The organism is Streptosporangium sp. LJ11, assembly GCF_051918945.1.
Lineage (GTDB): Bacteria > Actinomycetota > Actinomycetes > Streptosporangiales > Streptosporangiaceae > Streptosporangium.
Window position 1 is genome coordinate 239,608 of the sequence record NZ_JBPXMB010000001.1, and the last position, 14,684, is coordinate 254,291.

15 protein-coding genes are annotated in these 14,684 nt (G+C 69.9%); 6 read left to right on the forward strand and 9 right to left on the reverse strand.

The features are described from left to right. Nucleotides 1-181 precede the first annotated feature (181 nt). Entirely contained in the window at nucleotides 182-1,054 is an 873-nt protein-coding gene (locus ACTOQ3_RS01160) for a DUF4253 domain-containing protein (protein WP_440081450.1), read from the reverse strand. A 261-nt stretch (nucleotides 1,055-1,315) separates the two neighbouring features. Here ACTOQ3_RS01160 and ACTOQ3_RS01165 point away from each other — a divergent pair, with 261 nt between their 5' ends. Next, nucleotides 1,316-2,101 carry an IclR family transcriptional regulator gene (locus ACTOQ3_RS01165; RefSeq protein ID WP_440081451.1) on the forward strand — a complete coding sequence of 262 codons (786 nt, stop codon included), beginning with the start codon at nucleotides 1,316-1,318 and terminating at the stop codon, nucleotides 2,099-2,101. A gap of 42 nt (nucleotides 2,102-2,143) precedes the next feature. Further along, nucleotides 2,144-3,097, forward strand: coding sequence for a sugar kinase (locus tag ACTOQ3_RS01170; RefSeq protein WP_440081452.1), 954 nt, complete (start codon nucleotides 2,144-2,146; stop codon nucleotides 3,095-3,097). Between the two features lie 68 nt (nucleotides 3,098-3,165). On the opposite strand, the gene ACTOQ3_RS01175 is transcribed toward ACTOQ3_RS01170, so the two are convergent. The 3 genes from ACTOQ3_RS01175 to ACTOQ3_RS01185 all read right to left on the reverse strand — a co-directional run bounded on the left by ACTOQ3_RS01175 (nucleotide 3,166) and on the right by ACTOQ3_RS01185 (nucleotide 5,410). Then, nucleotides 3,166-4,461, reverse strand: a complete 1,296-nt coding sequence (locus ACTOQ3_RS01175; RefSeq protein ID WP_440081453.1) for a TolB family protein — start codon at nucleotides 4,459-4,461, stop codon at nucleotides 3,166-3,168. Beyond that, the gene (locus ACTOQ3_RS01180; RefSeq protein ID WP_440081454.1) at nucleotides 4,458-4,958 is read right to left on the reverse strand and encodes a SigE family RNA polymerase sigma factor; all 501 of its coding nucleotides are present in this window, start codon (nucleotides 4,956-4,958) and stop codon (nucleotides 4,458-4,460) included. The genes ACTOQ3_RS01175 and ACTOQ3_RS01180 overlap by 4 nt, the downstream gene beginning before the upstream one ends. Before the next feature lie 134 nt (nucleotides 4,959-5,092). After that, nucleotides 5,093-5,410, reverse strand: a complete 318-nt coding sequence (locus ACTOQ3_RS01185) for a hypothetical protein (protein ID WP_362687523.1) — start codon at nucleotides 5,408-5,410, stop codon at nucleotides 5,093-5,095. Between the two features lie 166 nt (nucleotides 5,411-5,576). On the opposite strand from ACTOQ3_RS01185, the gene ACTOQ3_RS01190 reads away from it, so the two are divergent. Continuing rightward, nucleotides 5,577-5,861 (forward strand): putative quinol monooxygenase, encoded by a 285-nt coding sequence (locus tag ACTOQ3_RS01190; protein ID WP_440081456.1) that lies wholly within the window; start codon nucleotides 5,577-5,579, stop codon nucleotides 5,859-5,861. Between the two features lie 98 nt (nucleotides 5,862-5,959). On the opposite strand, the gene ACTOQ3_RS01195 is transcribed toward ACTOQ3_RS01190, so the two are convergent. After that, nucleotides 5,960-7,000, reverse strand: a complete 1,041-nt coding sequence (locus ACTOQ3_RS01195) for an aldo/keto reductase (protein WP_440081457.1) — start codon at nucleotides 6,998-7,000, stop codon at nucleotides 5,960-5,962. Nucleotides 7,001-7,163: 163 nt separating this feature from the next. Here ACTOQ3_RS01195 and ACTOQ3_RS01200 point away from each other — a divergent pair, with 163 nt between their 5' ends. The 3 genes from ACTOQ3_RS01200 (at nucleotide 7,164) to ACTOQ3_RS01210 (ending at nucleotide 9,601) form a co-directional block, all read left to right on the forward strand. Then, on the forward strand, nucleotides 7,164-7,793 hold the full coding sequence (locus ACTOQ3_RS01200; protein ID WP_440081458.1) for a TetR/AcrR family transcriptional regulator: 630 nt from the start codon (nucleotides 7,164-7,166) through the stop codon (nucleotides 7,791-7,793). 361 nt (nucleotides 7,794-8,154) lie between these two features. Continuing rightward, nucleotides 8,155-9,078: a GNAT family N-acetyltransferase gene (locus ACTOQ3_RS01205; protein WP_440081459.1), complete on the forward strand. Its 924-nt coding sequence runs from the start codon at nucleotides 8,155-8,157 to the stop codon at nucleotides 9,076-9,078. 148 nt (nucleotides 9,079-9,226) lie between these two features. Beyond that, the gene (locus ACTOQ3_RS01210) at nucleotides 9,227-9,601 is read left to right on the forward strand and encodes a DUF427 domain-containing protein (RefSeq protein ID WP_440081460.1); all 375 of its coding nucleotides are present in this window, start codon (nucleotides 9,227-9,229) and stop codon (nucleotides 9,599-9,601) included. Nucleotides 9,602-9,798: 197 nt separating this feature from the next. Here ACTOQ3_RS01210 and ACTOQ3_RS01215 read toward each other — a convergent pair whose 3' ends face one another. The 4 genes from ACTOQ3_RS01215 to ACTOQ3_RS01230 all read right to left on the reverse strand — a co-directional run bounded on the left by ACTOQ3_RS01215 (nucleotide 9,799) and on the right by ACTOQ3_RS01230 (nucleotide 14,665). After that, entirely contained in the window at nucleotides 9,799-10,161 is a 363-nt protein-coding gene (locus ACTOQ3_RS01215; protein WP_440081462.1) for a hypothetical protein, read from the reverse strand. Nucleotides 10,162-10,214: 53 nt separating this feature from the next. Next, nucleotides 10,215-13,322, reverse strand: coding sequence for a CARDB domain-containing protein (locus ACTOQ3_RS01220; protein WP_440081464.1), 3,108 nt, complete (start codon nucleotides 13,320-13,322; stop codon nucleotides 10,215-10,217). A 134-nt stretch (nucleotides 13,323-13,456) separates the two neighbouring features. Further along, on the reverse strand, nucleotides 13,457-13,909 hold the full coding sequence (locus tag ACTOQ3_RS01225) for an NUDIX domain-containing protein (protein ID WP_440081465.1): 453 nt from the start codon (nucleotides 13,907-13,909) through the stop codon (nucleotides 13,457-13,459). Between the two features lie 78 nt (nucleotides 13,910-13,987). After that, nucleotides 13,988-14,665 (reverse strand): class I SAM-dependent methyltransferase, encoded by a 678-nt coding sequence (locus ACTOQ3_RS01230; RefSeq protein WP_440081466.1) that lies wholly within the window; start codon nucleotides 14,663-14,665, stop codon nucleotides 13,988-13,990. Nucleotides 14,666-14,684 lie beyond the last annotated feature (19 nt).

Consider the following 14,684-nt stretch of genomic DNA (forward strand, 5'->3'; position numbering starts at 1 on the left):
GTGTCCAGCCCCGAAACCCCGTCCCGGGCCCCGTTCCAGGGCCCCGCGCCCGGAGATCCACGCGGCGGAACGCCGCCTCGCGAGCCCTCCCCAGGCCGGCCGATCCCTTTCCGTAAAGGTTCACTCAAGGGGAGCCCGCCCCGCGGGTCGTCCCCGGCCGACCGGTCCCGCCCGGCCCCGCTCAGTCCCACCAGAACGACCAGGCGTTCCTGCCCTTGATCTGCTCGGCGTAGTCGATGAGGTTCCCCGCCCCCTGGATGATGCTGTCGGGACAGAACGTCCAGTGCTCCGCGGCGACGTGCAGGGCGTGCTCGGAGGTGGTCGGGGGCGCGGCGACGCTGAGGTCGAGGGTGTTGAAACCCATGCCGACCACCCGCACCCCGAACCTGTCCTCCCAGCTGCGCACGACGGCCGCGAGCGGGACCATCCACTCGTTGTGGTTGAGGGCGCCCTGCCAGCCCATGACGGCGAGGGCGTCGGCCCCGCGCTCGACCGCGACGAGCCCGAGCGGGGTCCTGCGCTCGGCCACCAGCCCGGCGTACCAGTCGGCGACCACGCCGGGGTCTGCGGCGAGCCTGCCCGGGGGGGCCGGGCCGGGGCACTCGGGTCCGAAGGGCTCGAGCAGTTCGAGCTGGTCGAGGTTGGCCTTGGCGATCCAGTCGGACCACACCTCGGCCATGAACGCGGCGGCGTGGTAGTTGTCGATCTGACCGGCCGTGTCCGGGGCGATCTGGCCGGCCGACCAGGGCTGGACGGAGTCCTCCAGCAGCACCGGCCACAGGCCCGACCGCTCGTGCTGGGCCCTCAGCCGCGCCCAGTACTCGCCGGAGACCGCCACCTCGCTGAGCCAGAACGCCGGACGGCGACGGACGGCGAGCTGGGCGTAACCGGGGTCGGGCCACACCACGTCCCCCGGCGGCAGCTCCACCGAGAGCCTCCTGCCCCTGCCCCCGCCGGTCCCGTCGCCGCCCTCGCTCCCGTCGGCTCCGTCGGCTCCATCGGCGAACAGCTGGCCCAGAACTGGCGGAAGTCGCTCACTCTCACAATCGCTCATCTCTACCGATCCGATCCTGACCACGGACCAATTTTGGCCTGTCAACCATCCCGAGGGACAGTTCTGCCCTGGTCCAGGCAAAAATTATCGGTAGTGGGGAGAAACGGAACCGGGTGGGTGCCCGTCCTCCACCGTCCGTCCGGCCGGCCAGGCGCGGTTTGTTGTGCAGTGCAGAACGTTGTGCTGCAAAGTGGCCGCAGGGCGGGGTACTCGCCTACCTTGACCAGGTATTCGATTGCCGGATCACATTGGGAAGCCGCGATGAGTGAGCCCGCTCCGGAACGCAACCGGTCGGCCTCGCTCCGACGCGCCCTCGCCGTCCTCGCGCACGTACGCGACCACGCGGGTGCGGGCCACGGCCTGTCGCTCACCCGGCTCGCCGAGGCGCTCGACCTGTCCAAGAGCACGGTGCTCCGGTTGACCGCCCCGCTCATCGAGGCCAGGCTCCTGGAGCGCGACCGCAGGAGCGGCGCATACCGGCTGGGCAGCGGCGCCCTGCACCTCGGGCAGGCCTACCTGTCCACCCTCGACCTGCGGACGGTGGCCGCCGAGGAGTCGCACCGCCTGATGGCGGAGACCAGGGAGACCGTCCACCTCGTGGTCTACGATCCGCCCGACGTGGTCTACATCGACAAGGTCGAGAACGAGACCAACGTGCGCATGGCCTCGCGCATCGGCAGCCGCAACCCCGTCTACCGCACCGCCGTGGGCAAGGCGATCCTCGCCTGGCAGCCGGAGGAGGCCGTCGAGGAGATCGTGGCCGCCGGGATGCCGCACGTCACCCGGTACACCATCACCGACGCCGCGCGCCTGCGCGCCGAGCTGGGCCGGATCCGGCAGCGGGGCTACTCGGTCGACGACCGCGAGAACGAGCCCGAGGTGCGCTGCGTCGCGGCGCCGATCTTCAACCACAACGACGTCGCCACCTCGGCGATCTCCATCTCGGGCCTCACCTCCCGGATCACCGCCGCGCGGGTGCGAGACCTGGGTCCCCTGGTGGCCGAGACGGCCCTGCGCATCTCCAGAAAGCTCGGGTCGACCCGATGACCGACGAAGCCCGCCCGCCGACTCCCTAAGGACCCGTTTTCCATGACTGATCTGGTAACGCTCGGTGAGAGCATGGCGCTGTTCACCGCGCGGCGCACCGGCCCGCTCAGGCACGCCCGCGACTTCGGGCTCGGCGTGGGCGGCGCGGAGTCGAACGTGGCCATCGGCGTCGCCCGCCTCGGCGGGCGCGCGGCCTGGATCGGCAGGGTGGGCGCCGACGAGTTCGGCGAGCTGCTGCGCTCGACGCTGGCCGGCGAGGGCGTCGACGTGCGGGGGATGCGGGTCGATCCCGAGGCGCCCACCGGCCTGATGATCAAGAGCAGGCGCACGGCCGAGACGGTCGACGTGCGCTACTACCGCTCGGCGAGCGCCGGATCCCGGCTGCGCCCCTCCGACCTGGACGTCTCGCTGATCCGCTCGGCACGCGTGCTGCACGTCACGGGCATCACGCTCGCGCTGTCGGCGTCCGCCGCCGAGGCGGTGCGGGCCGCGATCGCCGAGGCTCGCGCCGCGGGCGCGATCGTGTCGATGGACGTCAACTACCGCCGTGCCCTGTGGACGCCCGCCGAGGCCTCCGCCGCGCTGCGCGAGACCGTCGCCTCCGTGGACGTCCTGTTCGCGACCGAGGCCGAGGCCCGGCTGGTCGTCGAGGGGGACGACCCGCTCACCCTGGCCGGAGCCCTGTCGGCCCTCGGCCCGCGCCACGTCCTCATCAAGCGCGGCGCCCTCGGCGCGATAGAGCTCTCCGACGGCACCGTACGGCACGCGGAGCCCTACCGGGTCGTCGAGCTCGACCCGGTGGGCGCCGGGGACGCCTTCGCCGCGGGCTGGATCGCCGAGACCCTCGCCGGGGCGGCCCCCGAGCGGCGCCTGGCCACGGCCGGCGCCGCGGGAGCCTTCGCCGTCACCGCCGACGGCGACTGGGAGAGCCTGCCCCGCCGCTCCGACCTGGACCTGCTGCGCCCGGCCGACACGGTGGACGCGGTCAGCCGCTGAACCGGGCCCTTCCCGGGAGCGGCGGCCCGCGGTGCGGGGCGGGACGCCGGGCCCGTGGCGACGGCGCCTTAGTCGATCTTGCTGAGGTCGATGACCACGCGCTGGTCCCCGAGCCGGTAGCTGATCAGCCGTTCACCGCTCATCCCGGCCCCCGGCCCCGGTATTTGCAGGCCGTTCTTGCCGGGACGGACCCCGAAATCGCCGGATCTGCCGGTGACCAGATCGTGCAGGAGGGCACCCTCCGACTTCCTCTCCTTGCGGTAGGTCGAGCTCTGGAAGCGGCCCACGAAATCGCCGAACGCATGGGCCGGGACGAACGGCAACTCCTTCTCCCGGGAACCGTCGCGCAGCCGGTGGAAGAACCCGCCGCCGGCCTTCCTGCCGATGCACGCGGTCAGCCCGCACTGCACGTCGAGCTCACCGGGGTTGACCACTGCCGTGCGTTTCTCCCCGGTCTCCACGTTGAGCAGTTCGGCCAGGGCCGTCAATTCGGCGGAGGTCGTCTCTTCGAGGAAGTCGAACATCCCGGCCGTACCGACCCACGGCCAGCGCATGACGTGATGTCTCTCCGCGCCCGCGACGGGCTTCACCGCCCCGCCCCCGAGGGGGACGGTGAAGACGCCGTCGCTCTCCCTGAAGGAGAAGGCGATCCTGCCGTCGCCGGTCACGGCCGGCGGGTCGAGAGCCTCGTCCGCGTCCTCCTCGCCGTTCCGGTGCGAGGCCACGAGCCGGGCCTCGCCGCCGGCGAGCGGGGCCGCCCACAGATCTGCGAGCTTCTCGTCACCGATGTTGCGAGTCGTCCACCAGACCACCTGTCCGGCGCCGATGGTGAAGTCGAAGGCGAACGTCACCGTCCCCTTCGGCGTGGGAATGTCGGTGATCTTGCGGATTTTCGCGCTGTCCATGTCGTAGGCGTAGAGGGCGTCGGACTTCTCCAGACTCGACCAGGTCCCGGTGAGCAGCGTGTGGTCGTCGATGAAGGCGTGCGGCCGGAGTTCGCGCCCGTCGGGCAGCAGGGCCGGGATCTTCCTGACCGCCTGCGGCCAGACCTTCTCGACAGGGTCCGGGATCTCGGACACCTCGCCCGGAAGGCGCGGCTCCGCGGTCCCGGCGCTCGACACGGCCGTCGGGTCCGCCGCCGTCGGGTCCGGATGGTTCGCGGCGCCGCGTACCGCCACCGCGAGCCCACCCGCCACCACCGCCACGGCGAGGGCCGCGGCGGCGGTGGCCAGGGCCCGCGCGCGCGTCCCGCGACGCCGGGAACGGGCCACGATGTGCGCGGACAGGCTGCTCGGCGCGTGCGGCGCGCGCTCGGAGGCGTGGCCGAGGGCACTGCGGAGGTTGGCTTCCAGGTCGTCGTTCATCGGGTGCTCCCGTTGGCCGCTGCGGGATGGGGTACGGCGGAGCGAAGCCTGTTCAGGCCGAGCGACGCGTGACTGCGGACGGTCCCCCGGGAGATGCCGAGAACATTGGCGATCTCCACGTCGGTCAGCTGCTCGTAGTACCGCAGGACGAGCACGGCCCGCTGCTTGCGGGGCAGACCTTCGAGCGCCCGCCACAACCCCTGTTCCACGTCGGAGGGCAGCACGTCCAGATGGGCCCTTTCCGGAAGGTCCCAGGTGAGCCGCTCGCGACGGCGCAGCCGCCAGGTGCCGATGTGCAGCCGAGCCATGATCATCCTGGTGTAGTTCTCCGGATCGTGCTTGCGGCGCACCCGGGACCACGCCCGATGCAGCCGGACCAGCGCCTCCTGGGTGAGATCGGCCGCGTCGTGAGGGTCACCGCTGAGCACGTAGCCGTAACGCAGCAGTGCATCCGCCCGCTCAGCGACGAAGTCCGCGAAACGGGATTCGTCGTCCAATTGCCTTCGCCTTTACGAGTCCGTCACAGCTTTCCGGTTCCGTCACAACTCAGACGGACTCGGCGGCGAAACTGTTGAATCCGGCGGCGAAAGACGTCGCCGTCCACCCGCTCCCCGCGGTCTGCCACGGCCCGCTAGAGCTCGAAGAGCACGAGCCGATGCCGTGCCGCCATTTCCAGCACCACGCGGCACACCTCTCCTGCCCGGGGGAAGACGGCGTTCATCAGCACGAAGTCCTCACCCACGGTCAGCGGCTCGGACCATGGCGAGGTGCCGTAGTTCTCGGCGGTCAGGTCCGGGAAGAGCGCCGTCAGCTCCTCGTAGAAGGCCGCCACCTCCGGGCGCGGCTCACCGGGGGCGGCTCCGCTCTCGTCCCAGGCGAGATACCTGAGAAGGGCCTCGCGTGCGGTGATCGGTTCGGTCCCGAACCAGACTCCGAGATCAAAGCTCACACCACGTCCTCGTTCTCGCCTCGCCTGCCCGGCCGTCGAATCCTACGTGCCCGGCGGACGCCTGATATGCGCGAACGGTACGGAAAGATCGGCGCCTGCCAAGCCCGCCGGTCACCCGGTCGCGCGTGACGGCGGTTCTGTCGGTGGCGGACCGTACCCTGACGTCATGATCATTGTCTCAGGCTGGATCCGGGTCGACCCCGATGCCCGTGACGGCTACCTGCGGGGGTGCGTGAGCGTGGTCGAGCAGGCTCGCGCCTCGTCCGGCTGCCTCGACTTCACGCTCGGCGCCGACCTCGTCGACGCCGGCCGGATCAACGTCTACGAGCGGTGGGAGTCGGAGGAGACCCTCGACGCCTTCCGGGGCTCCGGGCCGGGCGACGACCAGGAGGCGGCGATCCGCGACGCCGAGGTGGCGCGCTACCAGATCTCCGGTGTCGGCCCCGCCTGACCCGGCGGGCTCTTCCCCCTTACGAATCCCCCTTACAAATGCCGGCGTCCTCATCCAGGCCGGACCGTTCCCCCGCGCCCGTCACCCGAGGCGGCGCGTCAGGCCAGGTTTCCGGCCGGGGTCCGGCCCTGGGCGGACCACTCCTGGATCCAGTTCGGGTAGGCGACCGGCGGCCGGCCGGCCTCGTCGAGTTCGGCGAGATCCTGCTCGGTGAGCGTCAGGTCACCGGCGGCGATGTTGTCCGTGAGCTGTTCCGGCTTGCGCGCGCCGACGATGACGCTGGTGACGGCGCGCTGGGCGAGCAGCCAGGCGATCGCGACCCGGGCGGGGCTCACCTCGTGCCGCGCGGCGACGGTCCGCAGCACGTCGAGCACCGTGAAGCCCTTCTCCTCCTCGAACGGCACGAAGTCGAAGCCGTTACGGGCCCGGCGGGAGTCCTGTTCGGTGGTCGCCCCGCCTCGGTCGAACTTGCCCGTGAGGAATCCGCCGAGAAGCGGTTGCCACACCGTCAGGCTCAGCCCCGCGTCCTCCGCCAACGGCACCAGCTCACGCTCGACGTCGCGCGTCGCCGGTGAGTACTGGATCTGATTGGCGACGAACCTCGCCTGGTTGTGCAGCGCGGAGATGCCCAGCGCCTTGCTGACCTGCCAGGCGGCGAGGTTGGAACAGCCGATGTAGCGGACCTTGCCCTGTCGTACCGCGTCGTCGAGCGCGCTCAGCGTCTCCTCGAGCGGCGTCAGGCGGTCGTAGTTGTGGATTTGATAGAGATCGATGTAGTCGGTCCGCAGCCGGCGCAGGCTGTCCTCCAGGGCCCGCATCACGTGCAGACGGGAAAGCCCCTGGTCGTTGGGTCCCGGCCCGACCGGAGCGAACAGCTTGGTGGCGAGCACCACGTCCCGCCGTCGCCGTCCGACCGCCCGGCCGAGCATCTCCTCGCTCTCGCCGTCGGCGTAGACGTCGGCGGTGTCGATGAAGTTGATCCCGGCGTCGAGTGCCGTGCCGACGATCCGATCCGCTTCCTCCTGCCCGAGTGCCCCGAGGTTGTGGAACACCGGGTGGTCCTTGCCGCCGAACGTCATCGCGCCCAGGGAGATCTCCGAGACCCAGACCCCGGTACGTCCCAGCAGACGATATTTCACCAGCTACTCCTTCGCGTGTACGTCCGGTCCACGGCAGTCGGCCGGGCATCCCGCACCCGTTCGGTCGCTACGTCCGGACACTGTGTCCGAAAATTACGCTACACGATGTCCGGACGAGGTGTAGCGCGCCGTTCGCCGCCGAGCGACGACCTAGGATCCGGATATGCCTTCGATTACTCGACGACGCACCGCGAGCGTCGGCCGTCCCACCTCGGCCGAGGCGGAGATCCTGGCCGCGACGCAGCGTCTCCTGATCAACGGCGCGAACTTCACCGAGCTCGGCGTGCAACAGATCTCCACTGAGGCCGGCGTCGCCCGCTCGACCTTCTACAGCCACTTCCGCGACAAGATCGACCTGCTCATGCGTCTGGCCACCGAGCTCATGGCCTCCTCGTTCGACCTCACCTCGGCGTGGGACCCGTCGGACGGCGCCGAACGTCTCGCGGACGCCTTCCTGCGGGTGGTGGAGGTCTACCGGAAACACGCCGCCGTACGGCAGGCGATCGCCGAGGTCGCCACCTACGACGCGACCGTGCGTGACTTCTGGAGCAGGGAGGTCAACCAGTTCACGGACTGGACGATCGCGATGCTCCGCGCCGAGCAGGACGCGGGCCACGTCCCCGCCGACCTCGACCCGGTGAGCGCCACCCGGGTGATCGTCATGGGCGGCGAACGGGCCCTCGTCGACCATGTCACCGCCGGGGATCCCGGCGACGACGCCGCGTTCGCCCGCGAGATGGCACTGACCTGGTGGTACGGCGTCTTCCGCCGCCCGGCGGACCACGGCAGGTAAACGCTTCAGAGCAGGCGAACGCTTCAGGCGCGAGTCGGCCGCACGCGTCGAGGGGTGTCCGTATGGCCGCCTCGACGACGGCCCGCCGATTCCCTGTCCGGCGTTCGAGCACAAGCCCCGCGGGCGCGCCTTCTCCTGGGTGGCCCTGCCGGTACCTGCCCGCTCAGGGCCTGCTTCGAGCCCCGTGAACGAAGCTCAGGGTGATGTGCTGGATCGTGGCCGCCGGCCACGGCCCCACCCCTTGACGCGTTTTCCCTTCGGAAGGCTCGCCGCATGCCCGGGAAACCCCTCGGGAGGACTGTCGCGACCAGGGCTCCCCCTGCGGCGAATCTCCATATCGAGACTGAACAGAGAATTTCCCGTGAGTGATCAGAAATACCAGATACGCCCCATGGGCCCGCAGGACCTTTCCCGTGCCGTCGAATTGTTGAACGAGACGAGCGCCCACGATGTCCGCCACGTTCTCCTGTCGGAGCTGGCCGGAAACTCGGCCCCCGCGCCTCTTCTCGCGATTGTCGCCGCAAGAGCGGACGCCGTCGTGGGTGCGGCGAAACTCACGGCGGATCCCGTGTTTCCCGAAACCGTCTCGGCTTTGGTCTCCGTCGACGCGGGCGCCGGGGGTCTCGGCGTCGGCTCGGCACTCGCCGAGCGGGTGGAGGCCGGGCTGCGACTCCTGAAGGGCGGAACGGCGACCTGCTCGATCCGGGACGATCTGCCTCGCGGGCGCGCGTTCGCGGAACGTCACGGCTTCACGGTCGCGCATCACAGCCTGGGTTTCCGCTTCGACCTGACCGGCTCCGGGTACTCGCTGGCCGCGCGGGCGGCCGAGACGGCCGAACGAGCCGGGGTGCGCATCCGGAGAGCGACCATGGCCTCCGAAGAAGACCTCATCCTTGAGTGCTTCACACGTTGCAGGATCGGGCTTCCCCTCCCCTACGGAAACCGCCCTGTCGACGTTCGCGCACGACTTCTGCAATTCCCACCCGGGAGCGTGTATCTGCTTGCCGATTCACCCGATGCCGGGTCCGTCCGGCACAAGGGTATGAGCATCCTGATACCGCAGGGGCGAAGTTGGTACGTGCGTTTCACCGGCACCGATCCCGACTTCCGGGGACAGGGAGTGGCAACCGCCGTGAAGGCGGGTTCACTTCTGTACGCCCAGCGGACCGGGGCCGAAAGCGTCACCACCCACAACGACGAATCCAACACGCCGATCATCCGTGCCAACAAGGCACTCGGCATGGTGCCGGACGTCGGATACTGGAGCCTGTTGCGTGATCTGTGAACGATGCGCGGAAGTGTCCGGCCCATGTTCACCCTGGGAACTTGAGGGCGCGGGGGCGCGGGGGGCGCGAGGGCGCGGGGGCGCGGGGGGCGCGAGGGCGCGGGCACACCGGTCCGGCAGACTGGACATGACAGAAAGGGGTCCCGCCATGACCGACAAGCCCATCCTGCAGCCCAGCCCCAGTCATCCGATCACGATCACGGCGAACCCGGCCCGGGTCGTCGTCTCGGTGGGGGGCCAGGTGGTCGCCGACTCGCGGCGCGCGCTGACGCTGCGGGAGGCGGCGTACCCGCCGGTGCAGTACGTCCCGATCGCCGACGTCGACCGCTCGTTGCTGGAGCGGACCGACACCGCCACCTACTGCCCGTTCAAGGGCGACGCGAGCTACTACACCGTCACGGTGGACGGGAAGCAGGCGGTGGACGCGGTGTGGTTCTACGAGTCGCCGCACCCGGCCGTCGCCGAGATCAAGGACCATGTCGCCTTCTATCCCGACCGGGTCGACTCCATCGTGGTCGAGTAGCCACCGCCTGGACCCGATGCGCTTTCCCGGTGCTCCCTGTGCTCCGCGTCTCCGGTGTCCCGGTGTTTCCTGGGTTCCCGGTGTTCCCGGTGTCCTCGGCGTTCCCGGTGCGAGACCTTTTCCGGGAACCGGGAACACGGCCGGGCCCGAGCGGCGGCCTGTGCGGACCGCCGCTCGGGCCGGTAAGGCACTGCCGGTCAGCTCCGACCGAGCAGCGCGTCGAGGACGGGGTCGTCCACACCCTCGACGGCGGTGGGCGGAGCGTCGGTGACGGCGTCGTCGGTGGCGAACCGGATCGCCTCGGTGAACGTGGGGAAGCAGTGCTCCGTTCCTGGCTCGTCCAATCCTCCGATCACATCGACGACGCAGTTGTTGGCGGGGGTGGGGGCGGGTTCCCCGGGTGTCGCGGCGGCCCCGCCGGTGCCGGGACGAGGGCGATCAGGGGCAGAGCCGTCCATGACCGATTCCATCCCCAGCAGGAGCGCTTGGAGCAGACGCCGGGCGGCGGGCCGGTTTCCCAGTGCCGCCCACTGTGCGGCGGTCAGATCCCCACGACTCACCCGGAGACCATTTCAGAAGTGGATCATTCATATGATCCACTTCTGAAACAGGCCTAGTAGACCTCGCTCCTGTTGTTGACGATCTCGTCGAGCAGGGCGGTGGTGTCGGCGTAGCGCTGGGCCGTCGAGCTGTTGACCGGCAGGTCCAGCGTGGCGAAGCCGTACCGGACGGCCTGTCCGACCGTGGTCGTCCCGAGCGCGCGGGTGAGCCTGCTGTCGATCTTCGTCGAGGCGTTGATCTGCCGCGCGGCCAGGTCGAACAGAGTCGCCAGCAGCTGGAACCTGGCGGGACCAGGCTGTGAACCGCCGGCCGAGAGCACCGCGTCGGCCTCGGTGTTGTCGAGCGCCCCGTTCGCGGAGCTGTCGAACTGCTGGTAGGTGGCCTGGACCCGGGCCAGCAACTCGGCTGTGCGGGCCTCGGGGTGGGTCTTCCAGTAGCCGTGCGAGCGCGGGTCACGGGTCGGCGTGACCTCGGTGATCGTCGTGGTGGCCGACGCGGCCACCGGCTCGTAGGTGCAGCCGTTGGCGTTGCCGTACGCCACGGAGGCGTGGTCGGTCAGCTTGTCCCCGGCGACGAACAGCAGGCTGGGCCTGGCCGTGAACTGCACCGACTGGTCACCGCTCGCGGCCAGCTCGCCCAGCGACCACGTCAGCGTCGTCGTCCCGTCGGCGTTGCGGGTGACCCCGGTCGGCTTGGGGCCCGTGCCCTGGTCGAGGGCCTGGCTGTAGTAGACCTCCTTGGGGAGCGTGTCGGTCAGGACGACGCCGGTGGCCTTGCCACTGCCGACGTTGGCGACCTTCAGGTCGACCGTGATCGCCTCGCCCGCGTTGACCGTGGCGGTCGCGCGCTTGTCCAGGGTGAGCTTGGGCGCGTGGACCTTGGTCGAGGCGGTCGCGGAGTTGTTCGCCGTGTTGGCCTCGGCTCCACCGGCGAGGTCCTTCGCGGTCACCTCGGCCTTGTTGGTCAGGACCTTCGCGTCCTCGGTGTCGCAGGGGACCTCATAGGTGAATGCCTCGGTCTTCGTGCCGCCTGCGCCGAGCTGCCCGACCTGACGCGTCTGGACGTCGCCGGCCGGCGGGGCGTCCTTCACGCTTGTCTGGGTCGCTGCGCCTGTGCCGATGTTGTCCAGCTTGACCTGATAGGTGAGGGTGTCGCCGGGCTCGGCGTCGGCCTTGTCGACGGTCTTCTCGATGGCCAGGTCGGGGTTGTAAAGGTTGAAGAAGGACATCTCCTGCCGGATCGCGGTGTCGAAGGTCAGTTCCGGCTCCACGTCGCCCCCGGCGCCTCCGCAGGTGGGCGCGCCCGCGGGCCAGGCGCTGCAGGCCCAGCCGACGCGGTCGGGGGACTGCGCCCTGAACCTGATCGCGGGCCAGTCCTTGTGGTCCGTGAGCGTGGTCAGGCCGTCCGCGTCGTTGATGTTCACCGGCTGGTTCGTCGTGTCGATGATCGGGACGTTGGTGCCGGCCGTGCGGTTGTCGTTCCAGTTGAGCGGCCCGTTGCCGGCGCCGGCTCGGATCACGGGGTCGCCGCCCGGGTTGGCGACGTTGGGGGCCCACCAGAACGTCCAGTCCGTGCCGTCGCTGATGCCCGCTGTCTCGTTCAGCCCGCCTTCGACCAGCTGGGGCAGCCCGCCGTCGGACAGGTCCAGCCGCACTGCGCCCACCCTCCAGTCGCGGAACTCGTCGACCAGCAGCGGCGGCGCGCTGTTGGGGATGCCCGTCTGGAAGAAGTAGTTCATGACGCTGAGGTAGTTGGGCTTGTTGTTGACGTTCTCGTTGCCGCCGTGCCGCAGGGCCATGGCGTGGAAGAGCTCGTGCAGGATGGTGCCGGCCTGGTCCTGGTCGGTGCCGACATTGGCGTCGACATCGCCCGTGCCCCGGGTGAGCACCTGCACGTCCGTCGTGTGGGCGCTGGTGGTGTCGCACCTGCGGTTGTCGCCGACGTGGATCTGGGTTCCGGTGGTGACGTCGTCTCCGGCCGCGGTCGTCTGCAGCATGCCGTCGCCGCCGTAGTCGGCGGTGAAGTCGGCCACGCACATGGTCCGCCAGTCGCCGAGAGTGACGATGAAGTCCTTGTTGTTGTCACGGACGGGTTCGCAGCACTGGCCGGAGGTTCCGACGGCGTTCAGCAGGCGGTGCGCGAAGATCCCGTAGTGCGCGTAGGGGGCGAGCTCGGCCGGGAAGTTGGCGGTGCGCGCGTTGCGGAAGTCATTGGTGTTCAGGCCCAGCTGGGCCTGTTCGGCCAGTTGCGCGCCCTCCCGGTAGATGAAGTCGATGCCGTCCTGACGCGTCCCCGGGTAGGGGCAGGGACTCGTGGCCGCGATGGGCGCGTCCTCCAGGGCGTTCTTGACCAGGGCGATCGCGCCCGCCTTGGGCTCGTGCGAGTGCCTGGTGGCGGGGGCGGCGTCCTCCATGTGGTCGAGCTGCAGGATGACCGTCTTGCGGCACGGGTCGGCGCCGAGCGCGGGCAGGTCGACGAGCACGTCGCCGGCCGCGTTCCTGATGCCGGACAGCTCGATGAGGTCCGGGATGCCGTCGAGGTCGGTGTCCGGCATCTCGGCGCCGGCGGTGATACCGATCTTGGTGATCCGGCCGTCGTTGTTGCGGGGGATGCCATGGTCGCCGTCGCCCTGGATGCAGGACTGGCCCTTGGCCGTCCGGCCGTCGGACCGGACGCACGGGGTGCCGAAGACGAGCTGGTCGCCCGAGAGTGTGCCCGAGCGCAGGTCGTAGGTGAGGTTCAGCTCCCAGTCCTCGTTGTTGGGGCTGATGTCCATCCGGTCGGAGTTGGAGTTGAAATCGCTGTCGTAGTCCCACATCGCGACCGTGATGTCCACGGTGGGCTTGTCGCCGGGCCAGTTCTCGTAGGTGAAGGTCCAGCCGCCGGGCGCCTCGGGCAGGCCGCGGGGCTCGAACTCGTCGTCCTCGATGCGGGGGCCCGTCACCAGCGGGCCATCGGCGATCTTCACCCTGGGGAAGTAGTCGCCGTCGCCCACCCCTCCGCTGTCAGGGTCCTCGACCTGGAAGAGGTACTCGATCTCAAAGATGATCTTGATGCCGGGGGGCGCCGCCGCCGCAGGAGTGGCGATGAGCGGTATGGAGGCCAGGAAAAGCGCCAGCATCGCCGCGAATGACAGACCGGCCTTCGTTCTTAAGCCCATGACGTTCTCCCCTGGAGTGCTGCCAGAAGAGCATCGTCCGTCGTGGGCCGGTCCGGCGCCTGAGTACCCCCGTACCCAAATCTCACCGGTCGCCGCCATCAACGAGTGGCTGTGATCAACTTATGAAACAGGCCTTAGATGTACTTACGCTGGATGAGGAGGCGGTGTGACTCCTGAAGCTCCGCCGGCAGGTCGTCCGGGGCGAACCATCTCGCCTCCAGGATCTCGAAATCGTCGAGCTTGAGCGTGCCGCCGGCGAACTCGGCCTCGTAGGCCACCTCCAGGCGCAGCCGGTAGCCGCTCCTCAGGCGGACCAGCTCCCCGACGTGGACCTTCAGCCCGGTCTCCTCCCGCACCTCGCGGCGGACCGTGTCCTCGAAGGTCTCCGACCTGTTCGCGTAGCCGGTCGGGAGACCCCACTGCCTGCCCTCCGGCCAGAAGCGGTGCTTCAGCAGGAGGACGTTGCCGTCCTGGTCGCGCACTACGCCGGTCACACCGACCATGAACGTGGCGTGCCGAAGCCAGTTGATGCGCCACTGGAGTGAGCCGCTGGTCAGCCTCCAGAGCCGGATGATCAGCTTCTTCACGGTGAGTCCCATCCGCGGGCCGGCGCCCGCCTGAAGATCAGACGCTACCCGCTCGGGCCATGGCGCCCGAGCCCGGCTTCACGAACCGTGAACGTAGTAGGAGTCGACCGCGGGCTGGCCGGTGTAGTTGGGTCCGGCGCGGTCGTCGGAGCCGAGATAGCGGTAGGGCAGCTCGACGACGCGCCGGCCCCGGCAGGTGATCCGGCGACGCCGGGGGTCGTAGTCCAGCCCGGCCTCCCGCAGCGCCGAGGCCAGCCGGCGCCCCGCCGGCACGCCGTCCTCGACGAGGACGCTCCGGGTGTCGAGGTTGCCGACGAGCAGGCCGTCCTCGGCCAGCCAGCCGGCGGCCCGGGACAGGACACCGAGTTTGTCGCCCACGTAGTGCAGACCGTGGACACAGGTGATCAGGTCGAAAGGTTCCTCGGGCTCCCAGCCGGTGATCGAGACGGTGACCAGCCGCAGCCTCGGCGGGCGCGACGGCCCGGCGAAGAAGTCGACCAGGTCGACACCGACGATCTCCACCTCGTCCCCGAGGTGTCGGGAGGCCTCGAAGAGAGCACGGGCCGAACCGCAACACAGGTCGAGCCAGCGCACCCGCCGCCCGGTCGGAGTCCGCTCACGCAGGACCTCCAGCACCTCGATGCCCAGCTCCCGGCCGTACCCGTTGGAACCGGTCAGCCCTCGCTCCCGGTTCATCACCCGGTTCGCCACCACCGACGAGCGCTCCAACGCCTCGTCATCGAGCAGTTCCGCCAAGGGGGCGCACTCCCTCTCG

Coding starts and splice junctions, on each gene's coding strand:
- ACTOQ3_RS01190 (WP_440081456.1), top strand. CDS start 5,577: ATGATCATTGTCTCAGGCTGGATCCGGGTCGACCCCGATGCCCGTGAC.
- ACTOQ3_RS01220 (WP_440081464.1), bottom strand. CDS start 13,322: ATGGGCTTAAGAACGAAGGCCGGTCTGTCATTCGCGGCGATGCTGGCG.
- ACTOQ3_RS01165 (WP_440081451.1), top strand. CDS start 1,316: ATGAGTGAGCCCGCTCCGGAACGCAACCGGTCGGCCTCGCTCCGACGC.
- ACTOQ3_RS01170 (WP_440081452.1), top strand. CDS start 2,144: ATGACTGATCTGGTAACGCTCGGTGAGAGCATGGCGCTGTTCACCGCG.
- ACTOQ3_RS01200 (WP_440081458.1), top strand. CDS start 7,164: ATGCCTTCGATTACTCGACGACGCACCGCGAGCGTCGGCCGTCCCACC.
- ACTOQ3_RS01210 (WP_440081460.1), top strand. CDS start 9,227: ATGACCGACAAGCCCATCCTGCAGCCCAGCCCCAGTCATCCGATCACG.
- ACTOQ3_RS01160 (WP_440081450.1), bottom strand. CDS start 1,054: ATGAGCGATTGTGAGAGTGAGCGACTTCCGCCAGTTCTGGGCCAGCTG.
- ACTOQ3_RS01175 (WP_440081453.1), bottom strand. CDS start 4,461: ATGAACGACGACCTGGAAGCCAACCTCCGCAGTGCCCTCGGCCACGCC.